Genomic DNA, 26,697 nt, shown 5'->3' with positions numbered 1-26,697 from the left:
GCACAGGCTCGGGCTACCTCGCGCCCTCCCCCATGACATCGTCGAAGTTGACCGCGATGTCATGCTTCGTGGGGACCCACTCGACCTTCTTGAACAGGGCCGCGACCGTGATGGGGATGTAGGACATCATGAAGAGCGGGAAGGTGAAGAGGTTGGTGAAGATGCGCCACTTCTTCTTGGCGTGGATGTGCTTGCGCTCGCTGATCGTGGTGATGACGGCGAGGATGAAGAACACCACGTACATAGAGGCGAAGGTCATGATGAGCGAGCCCACGCACATGGCCAGCTCGCCATCGGTGGCGATGAAGCCGTGGCTCAGGTAGCCTACGATCAGATAGGACGCGTTCACGAAGGCGGAGAGGAGCGTCAGGATCATGCCCGGGGCAACCGTCATGAGCATGTCATACGAGGCGAACTGCCCCTTGCCTATGCCATGGAGCAGGTTCCTGTTGTACGAGAAGAACACCTGGTAGAAACCCTTTGTCCAGCGCATGCGCTGAATCCAGGACGCCTTGAAGGTGAGGGGCTGCTCGTCGAAGAACTCCGCGGGGGCGTAGCCGATCTGGATGCCGTGCGCGCAGCAGAAGGTCGAGAACTGGATGTCCTCCGTCAGGGTGTGGAAGTTCCAGCCGTGCATGCCGCGGATGATGCTCGCGGCGACGAGCCAGCCCGATCCCGAGATGGCGCAGCTCGTGCCCAGCATCATGCGGGCGTTGTTGAGGAACTTCGCCTCGCGCAGGAACCAGAGGGCGTACGCCGAGCTGATCCAGCTGGAGTCGAAGTTCTTGGAGTTGCGGTAGCTGGTGCAGACCAGGTAGCCGGCGTCGAAGGCCTGGTTCATGACCTGGACGTAGTCGGGCGCGATGATGTTGTCCGCGTCCATCACGAAGAAGGCCTCGTACTTTTCCCCGTACTCGTCGAGAATGCGGTCGAAGGCGTAGTCGAGCACCCAGCTCTTGCCCTTGCGCACGAGGTCGTTGCGCTCCCAGGTGATGGCGCCGGCCTTGCGCGCCTCGTCCGCGGTGGAGTCGGTGCAGGCGTCCGCCACGACGAAGCAGTCTATGATCCCGTCATACTCCTGGGTGAGGATGGAACGCACCAAGTTGCCGATGACCGGCTCCTCGTTGTGGGCGGCGATCACGAAAGCATAGCTGTGGTTCCGCTTCGCCTTCGGCAGCACGACCGTGCCGCGCAGCATCACGCGGATGATGTAGACCAGCTGGTAGAAGTAGGCGAGCGTGAAGAACAGCCAGATGATGCCGTTGAAGATGACTATCGGCGTGAGTCCCAACCTGTTGAACACGGCCCTACCTCTCCTCGTGTGCGCGCTACGAGAGGTCGCCCATGCCCAGCTGGGGGCAGATCCTCTCCCCTGCCTCGGTGCGACCCATCGAGCTTCCCTTCAAAGATTCTAGTACAGCCAGGAGGTCCGATGGCAGGCGGTCGGCGAGCTCGATGGTCTGGCCCGTAGCGGGGTGGTCGAAGCGGATGTGCCAGGAGTGCAGGAACTGGCGCCTGAGGCCCTGGTTCTGCCGGTCGTCCCCGCGGCCGTAGAGCTGGTCACCCACGACCTGGTGGCCCAGGTGGCGCATGTGCACGCGAATCTGGTGGGTGCGCCCGGTGTAGAGATGGCACTCGAGGAGGCTGTAGCCATCGTCGAAGCGCCCCGCCTCGAAGCGCTCCAGGGTGGTGAAGGTCGTGATCGCCTCGCGCGCCATGGGGTCGTCCGAGACCGCCATGCGCAGGCGATCTCGGGTGGAGCGGGCGATGCCGGTGGTGACGGTGCCCTGCTCGGGGGCCACGTAGCCCTGGACGAGCGTGACGTAGCGACGGTCGAGCACGCGCATGCGGATGAGGTCCTGGAGCGCCTTCTGGGTCGTGTCGTCCTTTGCGGCGACCATGAGCCCCGAGGTGTCCATGTCAAGGCGGTGCACGATGCCGGGACGGTCGTCCCCTTGCAGGGTTCCCAGGCGAGAGATGCCGCAGTGGGCGACGAGGGCGTTTGCCAGTGTGTCGTCCACGTGCCCCGGGCTGGGATGGCAGACGAGGCCCGACTGCTTGGAGAGGACGATGAGGTAGTCGTCCTCGAAGCGGACATCGAGGGGTATCTCGGGGTTGGGGGCCAGGGAGCCCGGGGCAGGCTCGGGCTCGGGGACGCTCGCCTGGACGCGGTCGCCCAGGAGGACGCGCTCGCTCTTGCTGGTGGCGAGGGTGCCGTTGATGGTCACGGAGCCACCCTCGACGAGGTGCGCGCAGGCGGAGCGGCTGGGCATGCCCGGCTGGGCGGCGAGGAAGGAGTCGAGGCGCACGCCGTCGGACTCGGGCCCCACGAGGAGGCTTCGTATGGTTGTCGCTGTTGCCGGCATCTCTCGCCTCCCCTTCCACGGTCTTGGATCCCTCTTCCGGCCCGGACGCGGCGCGTCTCCATGCGTGTCCTCGCTCGGGCACGTCCCTCCTAGTCGAGTGCGCAAGCTTAAGGCGCGGAATTGCGCACTCGACGGCCGTCCGCAGGCAAACGTCACCGTTTCGCCCCTCGAATGCGCAAGCTGAAGCCTTCAGATTGTACACTCGCACGATTTCTTGGGCGAGAGAGGCGGGGCAACGTACCCGAAACCGGCTCGCACGCGCAAGCCGTAGTTGACTGCGGAGTCCTCGCCTTTCAGGGTCCGCAGCTGAGTACGCACCATCTGCGCAAACGCGCCCGGACCCTTCCAAATGCTAGTCACCTGTGGAGTTCTCACCTTTCAGAGTCCGCAACCAAAAGTCCACAGCCAAGGCCAAGGGGTCAGCGAACAGCCCTGCCTTCCGAAAGGAGACACCACTATGGAATCGCAGAGTTCCGTGAACGAAATCAGGCATCTTCGACTCGATTTTCATGGGAGCGCATACAGGACCACGCTCGATGCCCAGGTCCAATCAAACCTATTACAGGATGGGATTGACCCAATTATTAGAGGTCAATTTGCTGTAGCGGCTGGCGTTAGCCTCGGAGTAGATGTCGTCGTTTCACTCGTGACCGGCGTTACATCGGGACTCATCGTCGAAGCAATTAAAGGAATAATGAGAAAGATAAGGAAGGCCACCAAGGAAACCTTGTCTAGTGACTGCCGCCTTGGTCGAATGACGATAGAGATGGATACCTGCGACTTCGTCATCGCGACGAATGGCAGCGCTGGATTCTATGCCGAGAATGTTAACTACAATGAGCTTATTTCTCGAATGATGGATTTCTATGAACAAGAATTGGCCGCTGGTCATGCAATTTATCGCATCGAAGCGCCCTGTGATTTTAATCCCAGCGAAGACCGCTTAAAATCTGGAACTTCCGGCGTGGGAAATTTCTCGTTGTGGCTTGTAACCTATCGATATGGAAGTCGATGGCCTTGTTGCATATACGATGCCATTAATGACGTGATTATACCTACTGAAGATAAAGAAGAAATTACAAAATCTATAAATTGTGTAGATAGATTCTATTCCGCAAATTGATAACAAATAGCATTGATGCATACGAATCGCCGACCTACCATGAACCAATGCGGTGTGCGCATAATTGCAAGCGCGGCGATTTATTTGTCATAACGTCGCCGCTAGTTAACCAGGCGCACATGCCAATGACATGCCGCCGCCCGGTCACGCACACCCATCGAGCGGCAGGGTACATGCGCCATAAGACAAAACACACACGAGCCTTCGGAGTCTACTGCATGGAAAGTGCGATTGTGTCGATTCCACACACCCAATGACCCTCGGTTTGGACGGGAAGTGCGTTTGTGTAGAGAAAAAGAGCGCTTTCATGCCGACAGACAGTCTTTTTTCCTACACAAACGAACTTCCCGTCCATTTGGGTGCCGAAACGGAGCCCCAAGTCGACACAAACGAGCTTTACGTTTTGGCACTCATCAGACTGGGGAATCCGACGATTCCACTTCACCATGAGAGGATCATTACGGCGAAGCAATCCATTCTTGCGCCCTGTTGCCCCTGAGAATCTCACCACACCAACTCCTGCAGGCGCCTGAACGCAATCCGGAACCACGGCAGATGCCCCTCGTCAAAGAAGGACTCATGACCGCTCTGCCAATGAGCGGAGCAGCACCATTGAGAGTAGATGCCCGAACCGAGCAGCCGAAGCTCACGCGCGCTGCCGATGATTTTGGCCAGTTCGTCGGTGTCATAAGAGGCGCTGTGGTAGGCCGCCGCGAAGGTGCCTCCGACGTCCATCCCGATGTCGTCGCTCGCGCCGATGCTTTCTTTGGATGAGAATAACTCAGTAGGCGTGACGCCGACGCTCCGCTCGCTCAGCCGCGTTCTTCGCAAAGCGTGCAAATCCCCTGGGTGAGAAGGGTGACGACCTCCTGGATCTGCCGCTCGGTCTGGACGTAGTCGAACGACACGCCAAAGTGGTTAGCCTCGTGGTCACTGCCCGGCTCGATGCGCCAAAGGATGTCAATGAGCTCCGCCTCGCGCTCCGTGTCATGGGCGTTCGTCTTAAGGTGGTACGTCTCGTCGCACTCGGTGCTCAACGAGAAGCCCGGACGCCCCTACCCGCGGTAGACGCTTCTCGTCTCCTGGACCTCCCCCTTCATGGAAAGCCCCAGCAACCCCGCCGCCGACTTGGTCAACGCCCCGGACCGAACGACCGTGACGCTGCGCTTCCGCGAGTCGTTGAACTCGTCCAGGCGCCGCAGGCCGCTCGTCGTGAGGCTGATTCCGCGCACGGTCTCGAGCGGCAGCAGCCTGCCCCGCGCGTCCTTCCAGAGCTCGAGCCGCGTGCACCAGCCAAGCTGGCCCAGGTACGCAAGGGCGTCCGCGATTCTGACGTCGCTCCCCTCGGGACCTTGAAGATCGGGGGCGGCACCCTCGGAGACGTCGCGAATCAGCGTCATCCAGTTGGCTGCGTCATAAAGCGAGATGGGTGGCACGGCACTGCCGTTGGGAATCACCCACTCCTCGCGCCCGAATCGCCCCAGCTCCTTGCTCGCAAAGGGGACCATGCCGTCCCGACAGTACCTGCGGACCTTGTCCTCCGACCAACCCCAGGCCTTCGCCGCCTCAGATGCCTTCACGCCGCCCCCTTGGTAGGTCGTGGTCCCGCATTGACGTCACACTCATTATGGGCGGCAAGCGCTCGTGGTTCCAGTCGTCTAGCCACAGCCGTTCAACATGGTGGGCATCACTTTTCAAGACACGAAGGGCCACGCTACCCGTTGATTCTCACTTCGCGGTGATTAGGAATCAGGGTCAAGTCCACACCGACGGATATCGGCGATTCCGTCAGAGTCTCTCGAGGCTCTCCCCGTCGAGAAGAAAATCGAAGAGCCCCGTCACCAGGACGCCCTCCTCGGTATACCAGGGGGCAACTGCGTCCCTGGCAACGATGACCTTCTTGAACGAGTCGTCGATCTTGAGAAGCGACCTCTGCTCCTGCAGGGTCTTCTCGTGGGTCGGTAGGGAGTACGCGGATTGGACGTAGTAGCGCCGGGAACCCTTGTTGCAGACGAAGTCGACCTCCAGCTGCTTCCGGGACGACCCACCCTCGGTATTCGTTTCCGAGGTATTGAGGACGCCCACATCCACGTTGTACCCCCGGGAGACGAGCTCTGTGTAGAGGACGTTCTCCATTATGTGGGTCTCCTCGATCTGACGGAAACCAATCTGGGCATTTCTCAGTCCCATGTCCGAGAAGTAGTACTTGACGGGCGAACCGATGTACTTGCGGCCCTTTATGTCGTATCGCTGAGCTTCTTCGATTACAAACGCGTCCTCCAAAAAGCCAATCCGGCTACGCACCGTGGTGGGACTCACGCCCTTTCCCTTTACAGTTTTGAACGTGTCAGCTATCCTCGTCGGGTTTGTCAGGGACCCTATGCCGGAGGCAAGCACGCTGAGAAGGTCGGCAAACTCCGCGTCGTCGCGTATCGCGTTGCGCTCGACCAGGTCCCTGATATACGTCTCACGGTTGAGCGCCTGCAGTGTGCCCATCTTCTCCTCGTCCGTACCCTCGAGCACCACCAGGGGGATGCCGCCAAACTGTACGTACTCCGCCCAGCCATCAGACTTCTCGCCATCATACGTCGACATGAACTCAGAGAAACTGAGTGGCCTCATACGGACCTCGTCGCCGCGCCCACGGAACTGAGTGATGATGTCCCGAGATAGGAACCTGGCATTGCTACCGGTGACATATACATCCAAATTACGCCTGCGGAGAAGGCCGTTGAGGACCTTCTCGAAGCCCTCCATCTCCTGCACCTCATCGAGCGGTACATAGTAGGGTCCCTCATCGGAAGTAAGCTCCTTTATGGGGGAGTAGAACATCTTGTAGTCGAGGTACTCCTCGTTCTCGGGATCGTCGAACGCCATCTCGATGATTTGATCCCCCGTGACGCCACTCTCCAGCAGGTGCCTCTTGAACTGCTCGAAGATGAGAAAGGACTTTCCGCAGCGGAGCACGCCAGTCACTACCTTGATGAAGCCGTTCCATTTCTTTCCGATGAGCAGATTGAGATAGTGGTCTCGCCTTATTTCGGTGCTCGACATTCGCCCGGTCATAAGTGACTCACTGCTGTCACAAAATGCTGATTAATGCATTTTCAATCATCAGAAATATATCGTAGCAGCCCTCATGTATCTAGGCAGTAGAGGTAGCAAGCCAACGAGGACGCGCTTGACGTACGAATCAAATAATCGATTCGATTCGCATTTGACTCTTAGAGGTTCTCTGCCCAAGCATCTAGGGCAGCGGCATTCATCTTGAGCTTGTCCTTGTAGGCACAGGCGGAAATGTCAAAAAGATCAAGGGGAATCGACCTATAGAGCAGGCTGAGCTTGCATAGGTAAAGAACGCAGTGAGCCCCGTCGAAGCATTTTTCCTTCTTCTGATTATGCTTGATATGCATAATTCGTACTCTATTGTTCTTAAGCTTGTCAAGAAACCCATCGCTGTTAGCAGAAGTTTCTTTATCAAAGACCACGTTGTCATATTCGACAAGAAGAGCTTCGAGACACTCTTTCAATGTTTGACGTCTGGTGTTAGCGGGCAACTTTTTCCGCGCAACGAGGATCTCCGCCATGGGCTCTGCCAGCTCAACCGCAAAGGCCAAGGACACGTCTCTTGGCATGCCGTTTTTTGAAACCGCATACAGGTACATTTGATTAATTATGTCAAGCTCTTCAAGGAGCAATATCCAACGTTCAAATAAATCGCCTGTCAACACATCCTGGAAGTAGCGGAAATCCTGAATCTGAACAGGAGCGATGCGGCTCAGCAGTTTGTAAGCAATTAAAAATAGGCGTTAACTCCCCCTCTACCATTGTGTACGCCTGAGTTTTACTATCCGATTCGGCTGACTGTCACATTGTCGGCGGCGGCCCCCGTGGCAAAGCGAGACTGGACCGGTCACTGCCCAACCAGGCACCATCACGACCTTCTCGGGACGGTCCTGCAACGAACTCGTGGTCACCGAAAAGAGGTCCGGCCGGCCATCCATCTCGCCGCAGCCGGAGCCGGAGCGCCCATGCGGGAACTCCTCTGCGAGGGGGGCACATCCGCTCGTCTCGTGGAGAGGGTTTTCCTTGTCGCGCCAGAGCCAGTGACAAGGTGGAGGGCTTCCACATCACGCGCACCATCATCGACAGCGAGGTCGTAGCGGATTGTGCAGCGACGGTGCCTCTGGCCAACACCTGACGGAGCCAGGCAGAACTTGTCAGGCACGCCTATCCCCGCCCGAGTGTGCAAGCTTAAAGCACGGAATTGCGCACTCGACAGCAACTTGGAGACAATCTACAGCGCTTAGGACCTCCGAGTGCGCAAGCTGAAGCTTTCAGATTGCGCACTCGCGTAAGCGCGGGAGGGGGCTCGCGACGATTGCGCACTCGAGGGCGGGTGCGGGAGACAAGCGACAGGAAAAGGCAAGAAACACAAACAGGCAAGAGGGACCGGCGGCCTCGCCCCCACCCGTCCCTCTCGCTTACAAAACGGTCGCTCCTGGCCCCGCTCCCCTACGCCGTGAGCCCTTCCACCGCAGCCTTGAGCTCGTCCGTGCGGTTCGTGGCCTCCCAGGTGAAGTCGGGATCCTTGCGGCCGAAGTGGCCGTACGCCGCCGTCTTCTGATAGATGGGCCGCCTCAGGTCCAGGTCGCGGATGATCGCGCCGGGCCTCAGGTCGAAGACGCGCGCCACGGCCGCGTCCAGCACGGAGTCGTCCACGATGCCGGTGCCCTGCGTGTCCACCATGATGGAGAGCGGCTCGGTAACGCCGATCGCGTACGCCAGCTCGACCTCGCACTTGCGTGCGAGCCCCGCCGCCACGACGTTCTTGGCCACCCAGCGCGCCGCGTAGGCACCGGAGCGGTCCACCTTGGTGGGGTCCTTGCCGCTGAACGCGCCACCGCCATGCCGGCCCATGCCGCCGTAGGTGTCCACGATGATCTTGCGGCCGGTGAGGCCCGTGTCGCCCATGGGCCCGCCCACCACGAAGCGCCCCGTGGGGTTGACGTAGATGGTCGCGTCCTTCCAGGCGATGCCGGCCTCGTCCAGGACGGGGCTTATGACCTGCTCGATCATGTCGCGCCGGATCTGCGCGAGCTCGACGTCGGCCGCATGCTGGGTGGACACGACGACGGCCGTGACCTCGACGGGGCGGTCATCCTCATAGCGCACCGTCACCTGGGTCTTGCCGTCCGGACGCAGGTAGCCCAGGCTGCCGTCCTTGCGGACCTCGGCCAGGCGCTGCGCCATCCTCTGCGCCAGGTAGATGGGCATGGGCATGAGGACGTCGGTCTCGTCCGTGGCATAGCCGAACATCATGCCCTGGTCGCCGGCGCCGATGCGCTCGCAGGGGTCCTCGTCCCCCGCACGGGCGAAGCTCCCGTCCACGCCCTGGGCGATGTCGGGGCTCTGCTCGTGGATCATGTTGATCACGCCGCAGGAGTCGCAGTCGAAGCCGTACTTGGCGCGGTCGTAGCCGATGCGACGCAGGGTCTCGCGCACGATGCCCTGGACGTCCACGTAGGCCTGGGTGCGAATCTCCCCCATGACGGCGATGGTGCCCGTGGTGGCGAAGGTCTCGCAGGCCACGCGCACGTCCTCGAGGCGAGCGGGGTGCCCGGAGGGAGACACGTAGCCCTCCGCCTCAAGGCGTGTCTCCTTCTCGATGATCGCGTCGAGGATGGCGTCCGACACCTGGTCGCAGATCTTGTCGGGATGTCCCTCGGTCACGGATTCCGAGGTGAAAAGGTAGTTCCTGTGCGCCATGTCAGCGCCCCTTCCCGGTGCCAGCGCACCTTTGCGGGGCCAGGCGGCCCCTGTTCCAATAGAGGGGACATCGCTGTTGCTGGCACGCGGCTCCCCCGTCTTCCAGGCCCTTGGCCTGCCGAGATTTGGCACCATGCCCTGAGGCTGGTTGCCGGAGCTTCATGGGGCTCGGTCCCTCAGCTCTTTGCGCCTCGCGGCGCCTCTTGACGAGCGAGTACACAGTATGACATCACGCCCGCGCTGTAAACCAGATTTTTGAGAGCAGTTCAAAACTCACGATGCCGCGACGGGGCGGACGTCGGACAGGATGACGTCGATGGGCCGCAACCACGATGACAGGCAATCAAGATGTCATGACGGCAGGGGTCTACCCTAAACGGTGATGCTGCCGCCAGGACCCCACGGCAGCGGCTCAGTGCCGCCCCCTACGCCAAGCGCGCGCCAGCTATGGCAGCCGCCTCCCCGGGCGTCCCCATGCCCTCGATCGAGAGGTCGAGCAGGGAGCTTGCCAGCACGTCCTTGTCACCGAAGCGCTCGCCTCCGGCGGACACGAGCGACGTCACCAGGAAGCCGCCCGCGGCAAAGGTGGCGGCGAGCTCGCTGTTTACGTCCTGGCGCACGATGCCCTCGGTCTTCGCACGCTCAATCTGGGCAGCCAGGATCCTGACCGTGCGGAGGAAATGGCTGTTGGAGAGGGGCAGCGCTCCCTCCCCCGACTCGGTGAGCTCGCGCGTGAGCGCCAGGGCGAGGGGGCTTCCCGTCCTGAGCCGCTGCGCCAGCTCGGCGCAGAGGCCGCTCAGCGCGTCGCGCGCGGTGGGCGCCTCCGAGACCACGCGTTCGATGGACGAGACCAGCTCGTCGCTCGCGACCTCGAAGATCGCATGGACCAGCTCGTCGCGGTCGGCGAAGTAATAGTAGAGGGCGCCCTTGGACATGCGGCAGCGGTCGGAGACCTCGCTCATCTGGAAGTCGGTGCTGCCGTGCTCTGCCATGAGCTCAGAGGCGGCGGTCATGATGCGCTCACGGGTGGCGGCGCTCTTGCGCGTCTTGGACGAGGACCTGAGCCGCTGGCGCGTGCGCTCCACCTGCCCCTCGACGACGCCATGTGCGACGCCCCTCATGGCGCGCGCCGCACCGGCGACCTCGACCGCAGCCTGCTCGTTGATGATACCCATCGCCGTCCTTCCCCCTTGGCCGCGACGATTCTAGCATGCAGGAACGAGAATTTTTGAACTTCTCCCCCCAACGCACCAATCGAGGGGGAGAGAAGCGCGTCGTCTTGATGCCGCGACGCCCGTCTCATGCAGGATAAGCGCAGCTCACGACCCGGTTGTTTCGCCCCTCTCCCCCTGTAGTTCGTTGATGAAATTTTTGACTCACATTCAAATGAACGTGCGCCTTGGGTAGACTGTCGCAGAAAAACGTCGGGCCCTGGGGCCCCGTGGCAAGGAGCGCTATGAAGACGGCGGCAAAGATATTCCTCCGGGACCTGAGGCGGATCCTGCGCAACCCCGTGGCCGTGGTGGTCACCCTGGGGGTCTGCGTCATCCCCTCCCTATATGCGTGGTTCAACATCCTTGCCAACTGGGACCCCTACAACAACACCTCGACCGTGCCCGTCGCGGTGGTCAACGAGGACCAGGGCGCCAATGCCGGCAGCAGGGGCTTCGTGAACGCGGGCGACATGGTGGTCGAGCGCCTGAGGCAGAACGACCAGCTGGGCTGGGACTTCACCGACGAGGGAGCCGCGCGCGAGGGCGTGGGCTCCGGCCACTACTACGCCGCCATCATCATCCCCCCCGACTTCAGCTCCACCCTCGCCGGGGTGCTCGAGGGAAAGACCGCCAAGGCGGACATCCAGTACCTGGTCAACGAGAAGGAGAACGCCGTCGCCCCCAAGGTGACCGACACCGGCGCAACCACCCTCGAGGACCAGGTGGGCGACGAGTTCGTGAAGGTCGTGGGGGAGGTCGTGACCCAGCGGGCGGCAGACCTGGCCGGGACCGTCCAAGGCCAGGCAAGGGATGCCAGCCGGGGCGCACTCGCAGACCTCCAGGGCGTGCGGGACAGCCTGGGGGAGCTCCAGGACAGGCTCTCTGACGCGAGCCAAAGGGTGGACGGCGCGCGCGGCGGCGTGGGAGAGGCGCGCCAGGCGCTGCAGGGGCTCTCTGGCGACGGGGACGGGGTCGCGTCGCAGCTCGACGACGGGCTTGCCAGCATAGGCGCGGCGCGCGGCAAGGCCCGCAGCCTCGCCGCGGAGCTCGACGCCGCAGTTGCCAAGGGGTCGGCCGGCGTCTCGGGGCTCTCCACCACCGCCTCTCACGACCTGGGCAGGCTCGCGGGCGACGTGGGATGGGCCCAGGGCCGGCTGGACGATGCCATCGCACGCCTCCAGACTACGCTCCAGTCCACACAGGAGCTCAAGGTGACGCTGGAGGGCCTGCGCTCGACCACGGCCTCCCTCCAGGGGGCGGGAGGCAGCTCGGCCGAGCTGGGACGCGAGCTCCAGGGCAGGATCGACGCGGAGGTCAGCGTGCTGGCCGGGCTCAGCGACGCCCAGGCCGCCCGGCTCGAGGAGCTGAGGCGCGTCTCGTCCTCCGTGTCCGCGGGCGCGGACGACGTGAGGGGGCTCTCCTCCTCCGTGAACGATGCCATCCAGGGCAGCGCCAGCGAGCTCGACGACCTCAGGTCGGCCCTCGCCGACGACTCCCTGCCCCAGCTCGAGGCCTCGCTCGACCAACTCGCGGACGCGGGGGCCGGCCTCGCGGGCGCGGCGCGGCAGGTCTCGCCCACCCTCGCCCGCGCCGACGGCAGCCTGGTGCAGCTCGACCAGACCCTCGTCCAGGCGAAGGCGGCCCTTGACGCGACCGCGGGGTCCCTTGCCACGGCGAGGGACGGCGTCTCCCAGCTCGCCGACGACCTGGTCGCCATCCAGGGCGGAACGGCCTGGAGGCTCCTCTCCGCGGCGGGCAAGCTCGACGCGCAGCGCGTGGGAGAGCTCCTCGGCTCGCCCGTGGAGCTCCGGAGCCAGGCGGTCTTCCCCGTTCAGAACTACGGCTCGGGCGTGACGCCCTTCTACACCAACCTCGCGCTCTGGGTGGGCGGCTTCGTGCTCGTGGCCATCTACAAGCGCGAGGTGGACCTCGAGGGGCTGGGCGTGGGGCACATCCGTCCCTGGCAGGGCTACCTGGGGCGCTGGGCGCTCTTCAGCCTCCTGGGGCTCGTGCAGGCCCTCGTCTGCTGCCTGGGCGACCTCGCCCTGGGCATCCAGTGCCTGCATCCCGTGGCCTTCGTCCTCGCCGGCGTAATCGAGTCCTTCGTGTACGTCAGCGTGGTCTTCGCCCTCTGCGTCGCCTTCAAGCACATCGGCATGGCGCTGGGCGTCCTCCTCGTGATCGTGCAGATCCCGGGCTCATCGGGCACCTATCCCATAGAGATGATGCCCGGCTTCTTCCAGGCCCTGAACCCCTGGCTCCCCTTCACCTACGGCATCAACGCCATGAGGGAGGCCATCGCGGGCTACTACGGCAACCTCTACCTGCAGAACCTGCTCGTGCTCCTCGCCTTCCTCGCGCCCGCCCTGCTCGTGGGCCTCGCCGCCCGTCGCAGGCTCGTGAACATCAACGCCCTCTTCGACGCCCGCCTCGCCCAGACGGAGCTCATGGTGAGCGAGAGGGTCGCGCCCCCTCGGCAGGGGCCGGGCATACGGGAGCTGCTGCGCGCCATCTCCGGCTCCGAGGAGTACCGCGAGCGCCTGACGCGGCGCGCGGCGCGCTTCGAGGAGGCCTACCCCACCCTCGTGAGGCGCGGGTTCGCCTGCCTCGCCGTGATTCCCGTGGCGCTCTGCGCGCTCCTCTTCGCCCTCGACGCCAAGATGCCGCTCCTGGTGCTGTGGGTCGTCTCGCTCGTCGTCATCTGCAGCTACCTCATCGTCGTGGAGTACCTGCACAGCCACCTCTCGAGCCGCGCCGAGCTGGGCTCGCTCCCGCACGAGAGGCTTCACGAGCTCCTGGACGAGGAGCTAGGCCAGGAAGGGGGCGATGCCCGATGAGCCGCGTCCTCGAGGTCGCCAGGAGGGACTTCCTGGCGCTCAGGCACAACGTGATCGCGCTCGTGGTCTGCGTGGGGCTGGTGGTGGTCCCCAGTTTCTACGCCTGGTTCAACATCGCCGGGGCCTGGGACCCGTACGGCAGCACGGGCAACCTCAAGGTGGCGCTCGCCAACTCCGACGAGGGCTACAAGGGCGAGCTGGTGCCCGTCGAGCTCAACGTGGGCGACCGCGTGGTCGCGCGCCTGCGCCAGAGCGACAAGGTGGGATACGTGGTCTGCGACGAGGACCAGGCCCTCGAGGGCGTGAGGAGCGGCGAGTACTACGCCGCCATCGTGATCCCCCGCGACTTCAGCCGCAAGATCCTGGGGATCCTCTCTCCCGGGGCGACCAAGGCCCAGGTCAGCTACTACAGCAACGACAAGAAGAACGCCATCGGCAAGATCGTGACGGGCAAGGTGTCGACCTCCGTCCAGGAGGAGATAGACTCCTCCTTCGCCGACGCGGTGACCCAGGTCGGCGCCTCCGTCCTGCAGGACCTGGGCAGCTACCTGGACGACGACCAGACCACCCGCCTCGCCTCCTCCTTCGAGGGGCTGCTCGCCCGCAGCTCGCAGTCGCTCAGGCAGGCCTCGGGCACCCTTCAGAGCTACCAGGCAGTGGTGGACTCGCTCCAGGGACTCATGGGGAGCGCCGACGCCCTCCTCGCCGGCACCCAGGGCGACGGCGGGACCCTAGCGCAGTCGCTCTCGCAGGCGGCGGGCGGCGTGAGGGGTCTCGGAGGGGGTCTCGAGGACGCCGGCACGACCGTGTCGAGCTCGCTCCAGAGGGGCGCCTCGAGCCTGGACGGCGTGTCCTCGGCGCTCGACTCCGCATACAAGACCCTGGACGGGCAGGGCTCCGACCTCTCCGACGGCCTCGCCAAGGCCAAGGCGGAGGTCGACCAGAGGAGGGCCGACCTCCAGGCCCTGAGCGACGACCTGGACGGCAGCGACACGCTCTCGGCCCAGCTCGAGGACAGCCTGGGGGACGACGCCGCCAGGCTCCAGGACGTCCGGCAGCTCCGCCTCACCATCCAGGGGCTGAACCGCCGCGTCTCCTCCGCCCTCGACGACCTGGGGCAGCTCTCCGACGCCCTGCAGGGGGCCATTGACGACGTGGACGGCTCCCGGAGGGACGCAACCGGCAGCAAGGCCGAGCTCGAGGGCCTCGTCGCGGACGCCAAGGACCAGCTCTCCTCGGGGCTTTCGACGTGGCAGGGCGAGCTCGGGCAGAGCCTGGGCTCGCTCGCGGACGACATGGAGGAGGCAGCCGGGAGGGCCGATTCCGTCTCGTCCCAGGCGAGCTCGGCCATCCAAGGCGCCCAGGGCAAGGTGGCGGACGCCACGAGCGGCCTCGACGGCATGGGGCAGACCCTGAGAGAGGCGCGGGCGCGCCTCGACTCCGCGGCGGACCGCATGGACGCGACGAGGGCGAGCCTCGACGAGGCCCTCGCCTCCGCGGACGTGGACCGCGTGCGCGCCGTCCTGAGCGGCGACCCCGCCGACCTTGCCGACTTCGTCTCGTCTCCCGTGAGCCTCCAGCGTGACGCGGTCTTCCCGGTCCAGAACAACGGCTCGGCCATGGCGCCCTTCTACACCACCCTGGCCATATGGGTCGGCGCCGTCATCCTCTGCGCCCTGGTGAGGACGGGCCTCTCGCCCGATGCCCTGAGACAAACCGGCGCCAGGCCCCGTCACGCCTACCTGGGCCGGCTCACCTTCTTCGCCGTCGTCGGCCTGGCCCAGACCACGCTCGTGCTCCTGGGGGACCTCTTCTTCCTCAAGATCCAGTGCCTGCACCCCTGGCTCTTCCTGCTCGCGGGATGGCTGGCCTCCCTCGTCTTCGTGAACCTGACCTTCGCCCTCACGGCGAGCTTCGGCGACGTGGGCAAGGCCATCGCCGTCTTCCTCATGGTGATCCAGGTGGCGGGCTCGGGCGGGACCTTCCCGCGCGAGATGCTGCCCTCCGGTTTCTTCCAGGCGGCCTACCCCTTCCTGCCCTTCGTGCACGCGGAGAAGGCCATGCGCTGCGCCATCGCGGGACTCTGGGGGGCGGACTATTGGCTCGCCCTGGCACGTCTGCTTGCCTTCCTGCCGCCGGCGCTGCTGCTGGGACTCCTCCTGCGCAAGCCCGTGGCGCGGCTCACGAGTTGGATGGAGCGCAGCCTCGAGTCCACGAGGCTGATGTAGGGCCAACGGGACCGGCGGGCGCGCGACTTCCACACGCACCTGCCGCTGCGTCACCCCCCATAGCAGGACTCGCGCTGTCGCGCTGCCTGCGGACGCCCGTCCCGAACGCCTATACTGGGCGAGTTGGACAACACCTCGCGCGGCATCCCGCGCCAGCACGTCAGGAGAGACCCCGTGTCAGACACCAGACTCGTACGCGTGCGCTTCGCGCCCTCCCCCACCGGCAAGCTCCACGTGGGAGGCGCCCGCACGGCCATCTACAACTGGGCCTTCGCCCGCGCGAACGGGGGCAGCTTCGTCCTGCGCATCGACGACACCGACCCGACCCGCTCCACGGACGAGAACACCCAGATCATCCTGCGCGCCATGCGCTGGCTGGGCCTCGACTGGGACGAGGGCCCCGACGTGGGCGGCGACTTCGGTCCCTACAAACAGACGGAGCGTCTTGCGCTGTACCACGACGCAGCCCAGCGCCTGGTGGCCGAGGGCAAGGCCTACTACTGCTTCTGCACGCCCGAGAAGCTCGCGGCGGACAAGAAGGCCGCAGAGGAGAGGCACGACCCCTTCCAGGGCTACCAGCGCACCTGCCGCAACATCGACCCGACCGAGGCCCAGGCTCGCGTGGACGCCGGCGAGCCCCACACCATCCGCATCAAGGTGCCCGACGACCGCGGCGACGTGGTGATCCCGGACGCCGTCCACGGCGAGGTGACCTTCAACGCCCGCGAGCTGGACGACTTCATCATCTTCCGCTCCGACGGCACGCCCACCTACAACTTCGCCACCGTGGTGGACGACGCCCTGATGCGGATCACCCACGTCATCCGCGGCGACGACCACCTCTCCAACACCCCGCGCCAGGTCATGGTCTACGAGGCCTTGGGCGCACCCACGCCCACCTTCGCCCACATCTCCATGATCCTGGGGCCGGACGGCAAGAAGCTCAGCAAGCGCCACGGCGCGACCTCCGTCGAGGAGTACCGCGACCAGGGCTACGACGCGGACGCCTTCGTCAACTACCTGGCGCTCCTCGGCTGGGCCCTGGACGGCGAGACCACCATCGTCCCCCGCGACGTCCTGGCCAGCCGCTTCTCGCTCGACCACGTGTCCAAGAACCCGGCGACCTTCGACTTCAAGAAGCTCGACTGGATCCAGGGCCAGTATGTTCAGGCCATGAGCGACGCGGAGTTCTCGCAGCGGGTGCTCCTCCCCCAGCTGCACGAGGCGGGGCTCGTCGCCGACGACCCCAAGGCCGTCTACCGCGCGAGCGCCCCCTGGTTCGACCTCCTGTCCAGCATCCTCAAGCCCCGCACCACGCTGGCCCCCGACGTGGTCGAGAAGTCCCGCTTCCTCTTCGAGGGAGAGGAGCTCGCCTTCGACGAGAGGTCCGTCGCCAAGAACCTGGCAAAGGAGGGCGCACGCGGCTACCTCAAGGCGGCCGCCGAGGCGCTTGCCGCGCTGGGCGAGGACGAGTGGAACGCAACGCGAATCGACGCCGCCCTCGAGGCGCTGCCCGAGAGGCTCGGCGCCAACAAGCGCAAGTTCTACGGCGCCGTGCGCGTGGCGGAGTGCGGGAACCAGGTCTCTCCCCCGCTGGGAGAGTCCCTCGAGCTCCTGGGCCGCGACATGGTCCTGGCGCGCCTCGAGCGCGCCCTGCCCCTCACCGAGACGAGCGAGGGCTAGCCGCCCGGATTGGGCACAATGGGCATGCATGCGGGCCGGGGCACCCCACGGGAGCTGCCTCGGCCCGCCAACTTTGACGACGTTCGCCGGCAGGGGCCGGCGGCAGCTAGGAGAGACGCCCCATGATGACCACCTCGGCGTTCGAGATCCTGGGCCCCATCATGGTGGGCCCCTCCTCGTCGCACACCGCCGGCGCCCTGAGGATCGCCCTCGTGGCCCGCTCGCTGGGTCCCCGCGAGCTCAGGAGGGCAGAGTTCACCCTCTACAACTCATTCGCCCACACCTATAGGGGCCACGGCAGCGACCGGGCGCTCGTGGCCGGGATCCTGGGACTCGCCCCGGACGACGTGCGCGTGCGCGACTCCTTCGACCTGGCCCGCGAGGCGGGGATCGAGTTCTCGTTCCTGCCCAGCGAGGAAGGAGCGGGCATGCACCCCAACACGGTGACCGTCACCATGCACGGCGCCGATGGCTCGAGGGTCGCCGTGACGGGCGAGTCCCTGGGCGGGGGCAGGGTCAGGATCGTCTCCATCGACGGCGTACGCGTGGAGATATCGGGCGACTACCCCACCCTCTTCGTGGCACACAAGGACAAGCCCGGCGTGCTGGCGGCGCTCACCAGCGGCGTCTCCGCCTCCTCCTCCAACATCGCCACCCTGCGCACCTTCCGCGAGAGCCGCGGGGGCAAGGCCTACACGGTCTTCGAACTCGACGAGGCCGTGGACCAGGGGCTCGTCGACTTCCTCTCGCGCGGGCCCAACATCCTCTCGGCGAGCGTCGTGGACGTGCCGGGCGCGCCCCACGTCCCGGCGGACGCGACGCTGGCACACGGCTTCGACAACGGCGCCGAGCTGCTCTCGCTCTGCGCGCGCGAGGGAGTGGGCATCGGCGAGACCATGCGCCTGCGCGAGCTCGAGCTCACGCCCGCGGTTGACGTGGACGCCCAGATGGCGCGCGTGATCGCGGCGCTCAGGGACGAGGTCGCGGGGCCGATCGCAAGCCCCTCCCCCTCACTGGGCGGCCTCATCGGGGGCCAGGCCCGCGCCGTGAGCGACGCCGCGGGGAGACTGGGCGGCCCCCTCATGGGAGAGAGCCTCTCGCGCGCGACCAGCTACGCCATGGCGGTGCTGGAGCGCTCCGCCAGCATGGGCGTGATCGTGGCCGCGCCGACGGCGGGGTCGGCGGGCGTGGTGCCGGGCGCATTGCTGTCGGTGGCCGAGGCGGTGGGCGCGAGCGACGAGGAGCTCGCGCGAGCGCTCTGGAACTCCTGCGCCGTCGGGGCCATCATCGCCCAGAACGCCTCCGTGGCGGGGGCCGAGGGCGGCTGCCAGGCCGAGGTGGGCAGTGCCGCCGCCATGGCTGCGAGCGCCCTGGCGGAACTCCTGGGGGCGAATCCCGCGACCTGCCTCTCGGCCGCCTCGACGGCCATCGCCAACCTCCTGGGACTGGTCTGCGACCCGGTGCGCGGCCTGGTGGAGTATCCCTGCCAGAACCGCAACGCCATCGGCGTGGCCGACGCCTACGTCGCGGCGCAGCTGGCACTCTCGGGCGTACTGGACCCGCTGCCCTTCGACGAGGTGGTCGCGGCAATGAGGTCCGTGGGGGACGCGCTGCCCGCCACCCTGAGGGAGACCGCCCTGGGCGGCCTCGCGGCGGCGCCGTCGGCGATGGGCGCCCGGAACGCCTGCTCGGGCTGCGGGGGCTGCACGCGATAGGGATGGCCGTCAGGCAGGCACGACGAACCGCAGGCAAAACGGCACCCAACGCACCACGTCACAGGCAATGCGGCATTCGACGCGCCCCATCAGCCGGGGCGCGCTTTTCTTGTGCTTCTCCCCGGCGAACCACAGGCAAACCGAGGCTCCGAGCAGTCTTTGCCCGTCCGGGCACAGTTTGCTTGCGCCTCTCCCCTAGCAAAGCACAAGCAAATTGTTGGCATCGCCGGCAAGTTGTTGGCAGCGGCGGGAAGGCCGCGCGTCGCGGGGCAAACGGGCTCCACGCCCACGTTTGTCGGTGTTCTCACCCGCCCAAGGTACCGACGAACGGCCTCTATGTGCCTGAATCAACCAGAAAGCCCTGGAATGTCGGTTGTTTGGGCAGGCGAGAATACCGACGACTTTGGTCCAGGCCGCAGAACGCGAGCGCGTAAGTCCGGGCCGCAGATAGCAGGCACGCAGGTCCGGACCCGCACAAGCCCGGGCAGTGGGCCACCGTGGCCTATCCCCTGCGCCCCGCCGAGCCTCGCATGCTGATGGTGACGGAGCCTCCGCCACGCCCGTGCCCACCGCCCCTGCGACCGGAGGCGACGGAGGCGAGCCGGTCCCTCAGCGACTGCACGCGACGGTAGATGCTCCTCCCGCCACGGGAGCGCAGCCCCAGGAGCGGGGCCGCGAGCAGCGTGGGGCCGAAGAAGGTGACGATGCGCCAGACGAGGAAGCCCGCCGAGGTGGAGGGGCCAAACATGTGGCCGTAGAACATGACGAAGCCACCCTCCGCCCCGCCCGTCCCACCCGGCAGGGGCACCGCCGAGGCGACCATCTGGACCATCGAGCCCGCCGCCAGGCACTCCACGAAGTCCGCCTGGATGCCAAAGGCGCGCAGCACGAACCAGGGGATCATGTAGAGGCAGGCGAGCTGCGCCATGGTCACCACGAGGGTGAGGAGCATGGAGGGCACGTCCTGGGCGGCGCGCTTGAAGGCGTCAGAGAACTCCATGACCTGGACGTTGACCATCTCGTCCCAGTGGGAGCGGTCCTTGAGCCAGTGCCGGGAGTCCGCAAGGCGAATCGCGCGGTTGCCCACGCGAATCACGAGCCTGGGACAGAGGCAGACGACGAAGAGGCCCGCGAGCTCGAGGAAGTGCACCGCGAAGACCACCAGGTTGAGGATGATGATGTCGCCGTAGGTCTGGAAGAAGTACGAGAGCTTGGCGAAGAGCATGATCGCGGCGAAGAGCACGACGCCCAGTTGGAACATGATGAAGCGCGTGAACTGGGTGGCGCTGGCCTCCCCCACGTCCAGGCCCGTGCGCGTCAGGCGATAGATCTGCGAGGGGACGGCGCCGGCCATCATGGGCGTGAGGTTGCCGAAGAAGACGCCCGAGGCCTCGACGCTCATGAGGTCCCGCACGCCGACGGGCGATTCGTGGTCGAGGTAGACGGCTATGACGTAGGCCAGGACGCCGAAGGCGAAGTAGAGGACGAAGGCGAAGGCGGCCCACATGACCCAGCCCGTGTCCACCTTCGAGAGGGCCGAGAGGAACTCGCCCATCTGGCCCGTGGCCACGAGGAAGACGACGTAGACCCCGATGACCCCGGCAAGGAAGATGGCGCCCTTGCGGGCCTTGGTGCTGTTCTCGCCCATCTCGGGCGCGCCGGGGGTGGTCGCGGGGGCAACGACATGAGGGCCGGTGACCTTCAGGGGCACCTTGGCCTTCGAGCGCTCGCTGTTGCTGTCCTGTGCCATGTCCCTCCGACCCCACGATCCGTGGCCGCGGACGGCAGAAGTGACGTCCGCATGCCGTTCCCTGCCAAGTGGGCACGTTCATCATACTCGCTCGGCGGAATCGGGCATACTAAGCGGGACTCAGCAAGCGAACAAGGGACGGGGGCACGGCATCTAGCTGCCGCCCTGCCAATAAAGGGAGTCTCGTCCATGCAAGGAACAAACAAGCTTCCCTCCGCCGAGGAGCTCGCCAGGCAGGCGCTGCTCGGCTCGAACCGCCGGCGCATGCTCGCCCAGCTGCGCGGCGACGCCCAGGCCCGCCCGGGCGACAAGTCGATCACCCTCCGCCTCGAGCGCTTCGTGATCGACCGGCAGACCGGGACCACCGTCTCCTACCAGGGAGAGCGCGGCCTGGAGCGCGTGCTCGAGGCGCTTGGCGCCTACTACCCCGACGGGCAGGTCATGGAGGAGGGCCGCCTGGTCGGGCTACGCGGCAGCGTCGGCTCCTCGGGCATCCGCGTGGGCGTCGAGCTGGGACTGGGCCCCGCGGCGCAGTTCGTGGTGTGCCTGGGGCCGATCGCGCGCGTGTCTCGCCTCAGGGGGGCGCTCCAAGTGGTCGACCGCCAGTTCCACCTCGCGTCGAGGGAGCTGGGGGCAGACTACGAGCTCCTGGCGCAGGGCGTCAACCCGCGCCCGCGCTCCGCGGCGGAGGTGCCACTGGTCCCGCTCACCCGTCACGGCGTCATGGGTGCCCACCTGGGGACGAGCGGCAGGACGGGCCGCGACCTCATGAGGCTCACGGCGAGCACGGGAGTCCGCCTCTCGCACGCCGGCGAGACCGCGGCCGCCGAGGCCTTCCGCCTGGCGAGCGCGCTCTCTCCCGTCATCGCGTTCCTCACGGACGACGCGCTGAGCCTGCGCGGGAGCGACCCCCACGAGGCGGGGCGCATGATGCGCACGCAGCTGTGGAGGCAGGCCGACCCCGAGCGCAGCGAGGCGATCCCCGGCTGCTTCGCCACGGACTTCGGCTTTGCCGCCTACGGCGAGTGGCTCGAGAGCGTGCAGGCGGTGCTGGTGACCAACGACGCCGGCGAGACGAGCTCCTGCGACAAGCGGCTCGTCGAGGACGTCATGAGCGACCACGAGCTCGACCGCGCCGAGGTGGCGAGCCTGCTGGAGGCGGCGCATCCCCTGGTGCGCTGGGACGGCCAGTTGGAGGTGCGCTCCGCAGACGCGCTGCCGCCCCGGCTCGCCTGCGCCTACGCGGCGCTCATGCGGGGCATCTTCTGCGACGAGAAGGCATCCGAGCTGGCAGGCATTCTCTGCGCCGAGGCGAGCGAGGAGGGCGTGGCCGAGCTCGAGCAGGAGCTGAGGGAGAGGGGCTGGGACGCGCGGGTGTACGGCCGCAGCCTGCCCAACTTCGTGGACCAGCTGGTAGACGTGGCACGCGGCGGGCTCGAGGACGAGGCGGACCGCGCCGTCCTGGACGAGCTCGCCCAGCTGTGGGAGATTCGCTCCGTCCCGCGCGACCTCTTGGTCGACACCTGGGACAAGGAGCACGGGAGTGCGACGGGAAGTGCCGACACGGCCGTCGGGACGGCTGAATAGCCGCGTTAACGGACTCGTGGCGTTCGACTGCCTGCGAGGGGAGGTGGCGTCTGCCCGGGTGGCACGCCACTCCCCTCGCCCTTTGTACGGGGGTTGGCCGTTCGCGACGGCGGGGCTGGCCGACGGGGCTGGCCGCGACGGCGTCGGGGCCTCGCGGCAAAAGGAAAGGAGCCGGCGCGCTGGCCGACCCCCGGGGTGTCTGGTAGCCCGTACCAGATTCGAACTGGTGATCTCCGCCTTGAGAGGGCGGCGTCCTGAACCGCTAGACGAACGGGCCGTATGTGGGTGCACTTGGCTGGGACGGAGAGAATCGAACTCCCGCTGACGGAACCAGAATCCGTTGTCCTACCGCTAGACGACGTCCCAATCGGTTGCCATGTGCGCTTGGTGCGAGAAAAAACTATACGTGAACGCACCAAGCCGTGCAAGGAGAAGTCGATGGGATTTTTTGGACACAATTCCTTCACGAGAGGCGCCACGCCCCGCACGTCCCCCACAAGGGCCAACGCTTCAGGCACGCCCTTCGCAAGGGCAACCACGCCCGGCGCGGGCGGCCCCTCCCGCAGGCTCACGCCCTCCCCTAGAGCCTGATCTGCCCCAGGAGCACCTCTCGCCTGTTGGGCAGCTCGTCGTTGACCACGGCGGAGAGGAGCTCCGCCAGGATCAGCCCCACCCCAGGGCCAGGCTGGATGCCCGTCACCCTCATGACGTCGGCACCGCTCACGGGAAGGTCCTTGAGGCGGTAGGCGCTGCCCGAGGCGATCTCCCTCCTCAGGGCGGCGCTCACCTGGTCGAGCTCGGCGGCGTAGCCCGCGACCCCCGGCACCTTGGCCACGGCGTCCGCGCGCTTGAGGTCCAGGAGGTCGAAGGCGAGGGGCTTGGCGTGGTCGGGGCAGGCGCGCTCGAGCTTGAGCAGGGTGCGCCTGATGGAGCGGCTCGTCGGCCGCACGGCATGGTCGTGGAGGCGCACCAGCGCGCGCGTGGCAGAGACGAGCTCCCCCGGGAGGGCGAGCCTCCTCATGATCGACTCAGCCATCTGCGCGCCGAGCTTGGGATGGCCGAAGAAGTGCCCTCGTCCGCCCTCGTCCTCCGAGTAGCAGCTGGGCTTTGCGACGTCGTGCAGGAGCGCGGCCCACCTGAGCGCGTCGGACGCGTTGCCTCCCGTGAACTCCTCCACCCCGCGACAGACGTGCGCCGTGTGCCCGAGCACGTCAAAGGCATGGTAGGGGCTGCGCTGGTCGAAGCCCGCCATGGGGGCGAGCTCGGGGATCGCCTGGCAGAGGACCTCCGTCTGGTGCTCGAGCGCCCACGCGGCGCGGCCGCTGCGCACGATGCCCGCCAACTCCAGGCCTATGCGCTCGCTCGCGATGTCCGCCAGCTCCGGCGCGTGCGCGACGAGCGCCCGTTGGGTGCGACCCTCCACCTCGAAGCCGAGACGGCAGGCGAAGCGCACCGCGCGGAGCACCCTGAGGGCGTCCTCGCCGAAGCGCTCGGAGGGCTCCCCCACCGCCCGCACCACGCGGCCCGCCAGGTCGGCGCGTCCGCCAAAGGGGTCGAGCAACCCGCGGGCGGGGTGATAGGCCATGGCGTTGATGGTGAAGTCACGACGGGCGAGGTCCTCGCGGACGTCCCTCACGAAGCGCACCTCGTCGGGATGGCGGTGGTCGCTGTAGCCGCCCTCGACGCGGTAGGTGGTCACCTCGATGGGGTGCCCCTCGCAAACGGCGGTCACGGTGCCATGGGCGATGCCCGTGCGGTGCACCTCGACCCCGGCCGACGCGAGGCAGCCCTCGACCTCCTGCCAGCGGGCGGAGGTGGTGAGGTCCACGTCATGGGGGGCGGCGCCGCGCAGCGCGTCACGCACCCAGCCGCCCACCACCCAGGTCTCGTGTCCCGCGTCCTCGAGCGCCTCGAGCACGCGCAGGGAGTAGCCGGGCAAGCCGTAGGCGATCTCTCCCTCTGCGTGGATCATCTGCGCCCTCCCAGAGCGTTCCGAGGCGGTAGGCATACGAGGCGGTTAGCTGGATTATAGGAAAGAACGATGTCCCGGGGTGGTGGTACATACGTATGTGACCAACAAGCGTTCGGCGCGTCAGGCGCCAGGGGGGTGGGGACGATGGAGCTCTCGGAGGAGACGAAGGCGAAGCTTCCGGCAAACGAGGCGTTGGCCCAGGCATGCCTTGCCTCGTACCTCACGGACGAGGAGCTCGCGCGCTACATGGGCGAGCTGGAGCAGGAGCGCTCGGACCTTCTCGCCGACCCTGGCTTCAAGAGGGCGCGGGAATGGCGAGAGAGGCGCGAGGACTCCAGGTCCAAGGTCGGCCCACTCGCCGTCCTGCTCGCGCTCCTGGTGGGAGGCTGGCCCGCCATCCTCGCCTTCGTTTACCTGCACTGGGGGTCGGAGCACTTCTATCGCAACGTCCTCATCTACCTTGCCACCACCGGCCTCACCTGCCTCGGGGCGCTGCTCTCTGACAGGCTCCGCGAGAGTGAGGCGCGCATCGACCGGCGGGCGGGCTTCTCGCTCCTCCCCGCCGAGAGGTCGCTCCTCAGGCGCTACGACGAGCTGGAGGGCAGGCTGGGCGCGGCGCGCGCCGAGCAGGGTGACCGGAGCAAGAAGGCGGAGGCTCGCGAGCGAGAGGAGCTGCGCGAGCGCCTCGACGCCTGCGTGCCCCCGTCCCTCAGGCATCCGGAGACCTCACCGGAGTCGCAGGGCTACCGCCACTGGATGCAGGCGAACGGCGGCCGGACGCCCCGGCAGGCCCACAAGAGGGACCGCAGCATCTGCCCCCGCTGCGGCTCGCACGACACCGAAGTGGAGGGTACCGAGCAGGGATGGGAGTATGACCCCTTCCTGGAGAGCGAGAGGCTGCACGACGACGGTTGGTCCCCCACCTACGTGAGGCACTTCCTCTGCCACGACTGCGGCGAGCGTTGGGATGTGCCCTAGGCCTGTAGGGCCCACGCGGGAGCCGTCCACGCAGGCCCGCGTGCTATCCTCGACTGGTTAAGAAATCCAACCATCCCCAGGGAGGGAAGCATGGACCAGATCAAGAGCGTCACCCCCGAGGACCTCGCCGCCGCACGCGAGGAGTTCCTCTCTGAGCGCGCCAACGTGGTGGCGAAGAACGCCGCCAGCTCCATGGGCGTCCGCAAGGCGGCCCGCAATCCCGAGGCCGTCGCCCAGAACAGCCTCCAGTTCGACGTCGAGGTCAGCCAGGGCGAGCGCACCAACCAGAAGCGCTCGGGCCGCTGCTGGATGTTCGCGAGCCTCAACACCATGCGCTATCGCACCATAAAGAAGTACAAGCTGAAGGACTTCGAGCTCAGCCAGGCCTATCCCCTCTTCTTCGACAAGCTCGAGAAGAGCAACTGGTTCCTCGAGAACGTCCTCGACACCCTGGACGAGCCCCTCTCGGGCCGCCTCATGGCGTGGCTCCTGACCGACCCCATCGGCGACGGCGGCCAGTGGGACATGTTCAAGAGCCTGGTACGCAAGTACGGCGTCGTGCCCAAGGAGGCGATGCCCGAGACCGCCAACTCCGAGAGCACGCACGAGATGGACGCGTACCTGACCCGCTACCTGCGTGGCTGCGCCAAGCGCCTGCGCGAGACCGCGGCCTCCGGAGCCTCCGCCGACGACCTCGGCCAGATGAAGAAGCAGATGATAGGCGATGTCTACCACCTGCTCGTGACCTGCCTGGGCGAGCCGCCCGCACGCTTCGACGTGCGCCTGCGCGACAAGGACGACAAGGTCGCCCTGAGCGGTAGCTTCACTCCCCAGGAGTTCTTCGCCGAGGCGGTGGGCATGGAGCTCGACGACTACGTGTCGCTCATCAGCGCCCCCACGAAGGACAAGCCCTTCGGACGCACCTACACCGTGAGCCGGCTGGGCAACGTGGTTGAGGACGGCACCGTGCTCTACCTCAACCTCGAGCCCGAGGAGCTCAAGCGCGCGGCCATCGCCCAGCTCAAGAACGACCTGCCCGTGTGGTTTGGCTGCGACGTCAACCAGAGCTACCTCAGGGACGAGGGCATGATGGACACCGCCGCCATCGACGTGGACGAGCTCTTCGGCTTCGCCGTCGAGGGCGCGCTGAACAAGGCGGAGCGCCTCGACTACGGCGAGTCGGTCATGACCCACGCCATGGTCCTCGAGGGCGTGCGCCTGGACGGGGACGGCAAGCCTGCGATGTGGAAGGTCGAGAACAGCTGGGGCAAGGACCACGGCCGCGACGGCTTCGACACCCTGAGCGACGCCTGGTTCGACGAGTACGTCTACCAGGTCGTCGTCGACAAGAGGTACCTCAGCGACGAGCAGCGCCAGGCGCTCGAGACCATGGAGCCCATCGTGCTCGAGCCCTGGGACCCCATGGGGACCCTGGCCCGTTAGGACAGCACCCCTCGGCGCCTGCGGCCACCCTG

At 66.2% G+C, this 26,697-nt stretch carries 19 protein-coding genes, 2 tRNA genes and 1 riboswitch; of the genes, 8 read left to right on the top strand and 13 right to left on the bottom strand.

The genetic code is table 11. The annotated features are described in order from the left end of the window. Nucleotides 1-13: 13 nt before the first annotated feature. Nucleotides 14-1,303: a glycosyltransferase family 2 protein gene (locus Q5923_RS05985; RefSeq protein WP_009279394.1), complete on the bottom strand. Its 1,290-nt coding sequence runs from the start codon at nt 1,301-1,303 to the stop codon at nt 14-16. 25 nt (nt 1,304-1,328) lie between these two features. Next, nucleotides 1,329-2,366, bottom strand: coding sequence for an RluA family pseudouridine synthase (locus Q5923_RS05980; protein WP_303132794.1), 1,038 nt, complete (start codon nt 2,364-2,366; stop codon nt 1,329-1,331). A 457-nt stretch (nt 2,367-2,823) separates the two neighbouring features. Between Q5923_RS05980 and Q5923_RS05975 the strand changes: the two genes are divergently transcribed. Further along, complete coding sequence (locus Q5923_RS05975; protein WP_303132793.1) at nt 2,824-3,489, top strand: hypothetical protein; 666 nt, start codon at nt 2,824-2,826, stop codon at nt 3,487-3,489. A gap of 504 nt (nt 3,490-3,993) precedes the next feature. On the opposite strand, the gene Q5923_RS05970 is transcribed toward Q5923_RS05975, so the two are convergent. The 7 genes from Q5923_RS05970 to Q5923_RS05940 form a co-directional block, all read right to left on the bottom strand. Continuing rightward, nucleotides 3,994-4,224 (bottom strand): hypothetical protein, encoded by a 231-nt coding sequence (locus Q5923_RS05970; RefSeq protein ID WP_303132791.1) that lies wholly within the window; start codon nt 4,222-4,224, stop codon nt 3,994-3,996. 77 nt (nt 4,225-4,301) lie between these two features. Continuing rightward, nucleotides 4,302-4,526, bottom strand: a complete 225-nt coding sequence (locus Q5923_RS05965; protein WP_303132789.1) for a hypothetical protein — start codon at nt 4,524-4,526, stop codon at nt 4,302-4,304. 18 nt (nt 4,527-4,544) lie between these two features. Next, nucleotides 4,545-5,069 (bottom strand): hypothetical protein, encoded by a 525-nt coding sequence (locus Q5923_RS05960; RefSeq protein WP_303132788.1) that lies wholly within the window; start codon nt 5,067-5,069, stop codon nt 4,545-4,547. Nucleotides 5,070-5,277: 208 nt separating this feature from the next. Then, nucleotides 5,278-6,543, bottom strand: a complete 1,266-nt coding sequence (locus Q5923_RS05955) for an ATP-binding protein (RefSeq protein ID WP_303132786.1) — start codon at nt 6,541-6,543, stop codon at nt 5,278-5,280. A 170-nt stretch (nt 6,544-6,713) separates the two neighbouring features. Next, nucleotides 6,714-7,187: a hypothetical protein gene (locus Q5923_RS05950; RefSeq protein WP_303132784.1), complete on the bottom strand. Its 474-nt coding sequence runs from the start codon at nt 7,185-7,187 to the stop codon at nt 6,714-6,716. A gap of 817 nt (nt 7,188-8,004) precedes the next feature. Further along, complete coding sequence (gene metK, locus Q5923_RS05945) at nt 8,005-9,258, bottom strand: methionine adenosyltransferase (RefSeq protein WP_303132782.1); 1,254 nt, start codon at nt 9,256-9,258, stop codon at nt 8,005-8,007. Nucleotides 9,259-9,350: 92 nt separating this feature from the next. Further along, nucleotides 9,351-9,471: riboswitch (SAM riboswitch) on the bottom strand. Between the two features lie 212 nt (nt 9,472-9,683). Further along, nucleotides 9,684-10,433 (bottom strand): TetR/AcrR family transcriptional regulator, encoded by a 750-nt coding sequence (locus tag Q5923_RS05940; protein ID WP_303132780.1) that lies wholly within the window; start codon nt 10,431-10,433, stop codon nt 9,684-9,686. A 281-nt stretch (nt 10,434-10,714) separates the two neighbouring features. Between Q5923_RS05940 and Q5923_RS05935 the strand changes: the two genes are divergently transcribed. The 4 genes from Q5923_RS05935 to sdaAA all read left to right on the top strand — a co-directional run bounded on the left by Q5923_RS05935 (nt 10,715) and on the right by sdaAA (nt 18,935). Then, the gene (locus Q5923_RS05935) at nt 10,715-13,309 is read left to right on the top strand and encodes a YhgE/Pip domain-containing protein (RefSeq protein ID WP_303132779.1); all 2,595 of its coding nucleotides are present in this window, start codon (nt 10,715-10,717) and stop codon (nt 13,307-13,309) included. Continuing rightward, nucleotides 13,306-15,537, top strand: a complete 2,232-nt coding sequence (locus Q5923_RS05930) for a YhgE/Pip domain-containing protein (RefSeq protein WP_303132777.1) — start codon at nt 13,306-13,308, stop codon at nt 15,535-15,537. The genes Q5923_RS05935 and Q5923_RS05930 overlap by 4 nt, the downstream gene beginning before the upstream one ends. A gap of 174 nt (nt 15,538-15,711) precedes the next feature. Next, nucleotides 15,712-17,220, top strand: coding sequence for a glutamate--tRNA ligase (gltX, locus tag Q5923_RS05925; RefSeq protein ID WP_303132776.1), 1,509 nt, complete (start codon nt 15,712-15,714; stop codon nt 17,218-17,220). 122 nt (nt 17,221-17,342) lie between these two features. Further along, the gene (sdaAA, locus tag Q5923_RS05920; RefSeq protein WP_303132774.1) at nt 17,343-18,935 is read left to right on the top strand and encodes an L-serine ammonia-lyase, iron-sulfur-dependent, subunit alpha; all 1,593 of its coding nucleotides are present in this window, start codon (nt 17,343-17,345) and stop codon (nt 18,933-18,935) included. A gap of 502 nt (nt 18,936-19,437) precedes the next feature. On the opposite strand, the gene Q5923_RS05915 is transcribed toward sdaAA, so the two are convergent. Continuing rightward, nucleotides 19,438-20,685 carry a lysylphosphatidylglycerol synthase transmembrane domain-containing protein gene (locus Q5923_RS05915; protein WP_009279408.1) on the bottom strand — a complete coding sequence of 416 codons (1,248 nt, stop codon included), beginning with the start codon at nt 20,683-20,685 and terminating at the stop codon, nt 19,438-19,440. A 189-nt stretch (nt 20,686-20,874) separates the two neighbouring features. Here Q5923_RS05915 and Q5923_RS05910 point away from each other — a divergent pair, with 189 nt between their 5' ends. Further along, the gene (locus tag Q5923_RS05910) at nt 20,875-22,272 is read left to right on the top strand and encodes a glutamate-cysteine ligase family protein (protein WP_303132772.1); all 1,398 of its coding nucleotides are present in this window, start codon (nt 20,875-20,877) and stop codon (nt 22,270-22,272) included. Between the two features lie 200 nt (nt 22,273-22,472). Here Q5923_RS05910 and Q5923_RS05905 read toward each other — a convergent pair. The 3 genes from Q5923_RS05905 to Q5923_RS05895 form a co-directional block, all read right to left on the bottom strand. Beyond that, nucleotides 22,473-22,549 (bottom strand) — tRNA-Glu (locus tag Q5923_RS05905). Between the two features lie 15 nt (nt 22,550-22,564). Next, nucleotides 22,565-22,638: transfer RNA gene (locus tag Q5923_RS05900), tRNA-Gln, on the bottom strand. Nucleotides 22,639-22,852: 214 nt separating this feature from the next. Further along, nucleotides 22,853-24,244: a CCA tRNA nucleotidyltransferase gene (locus Q5923_RS05895; protein ID WP_062530187.1), complete on the bottom strand. Its 1,392-nt coding sequence runs from the start codon at nt 24,242-24,244 to the stop codon at nt 22,853-22,855. 144 nt (nt 24,245-24,388) lie between these two features. Between Q5923_RS05895 and Q5923_RS05890 the strand changes: the two genes are divergently transcribed. Together Q5923_RS05890 and Q5923_RS05885 are read left to right on the top strand one after the other, a co-directional pair. Beyond that, complete coding sequence (locus tag Q5923_RS05890; RefSeq protein WP_303132769.1) at nt 24,389-25,222, top strand: hypothetical protein; 834 nt, start codon at nt 24,389-24,391, stop codon at nt 25,220-25,222. Between the two features lie 90 nt (nt 25,223-25,312). Beyond that, entirely contained in the window at nt 25,313-26,665 is a 1,353-nt protein-coding gene (locus Q5923_RS05885; protein ID WP_303132767.1) for an aminopeptidase C, read from the top strand. Nucleotides 26,666-26,697 lie beyond the last annotated feature (32 nt).

Source organism: uncultured Olsenella sp. (assembly GCF_959602185.1).
In the GTDB taxonomy this organism is placed as follows: domain Bacteria; phylum Actinomycetota; class Coriobacteriia; order Coriobacteriales; family Atopobiaceae; genus Olsenella_I; species Olsenella_I phocaeensis.
The sequence above is the reverse complement of the archived record's forward strand: the minus strand, read 5'-3'. Positions and strand labels throughout refer to the sequence as shown.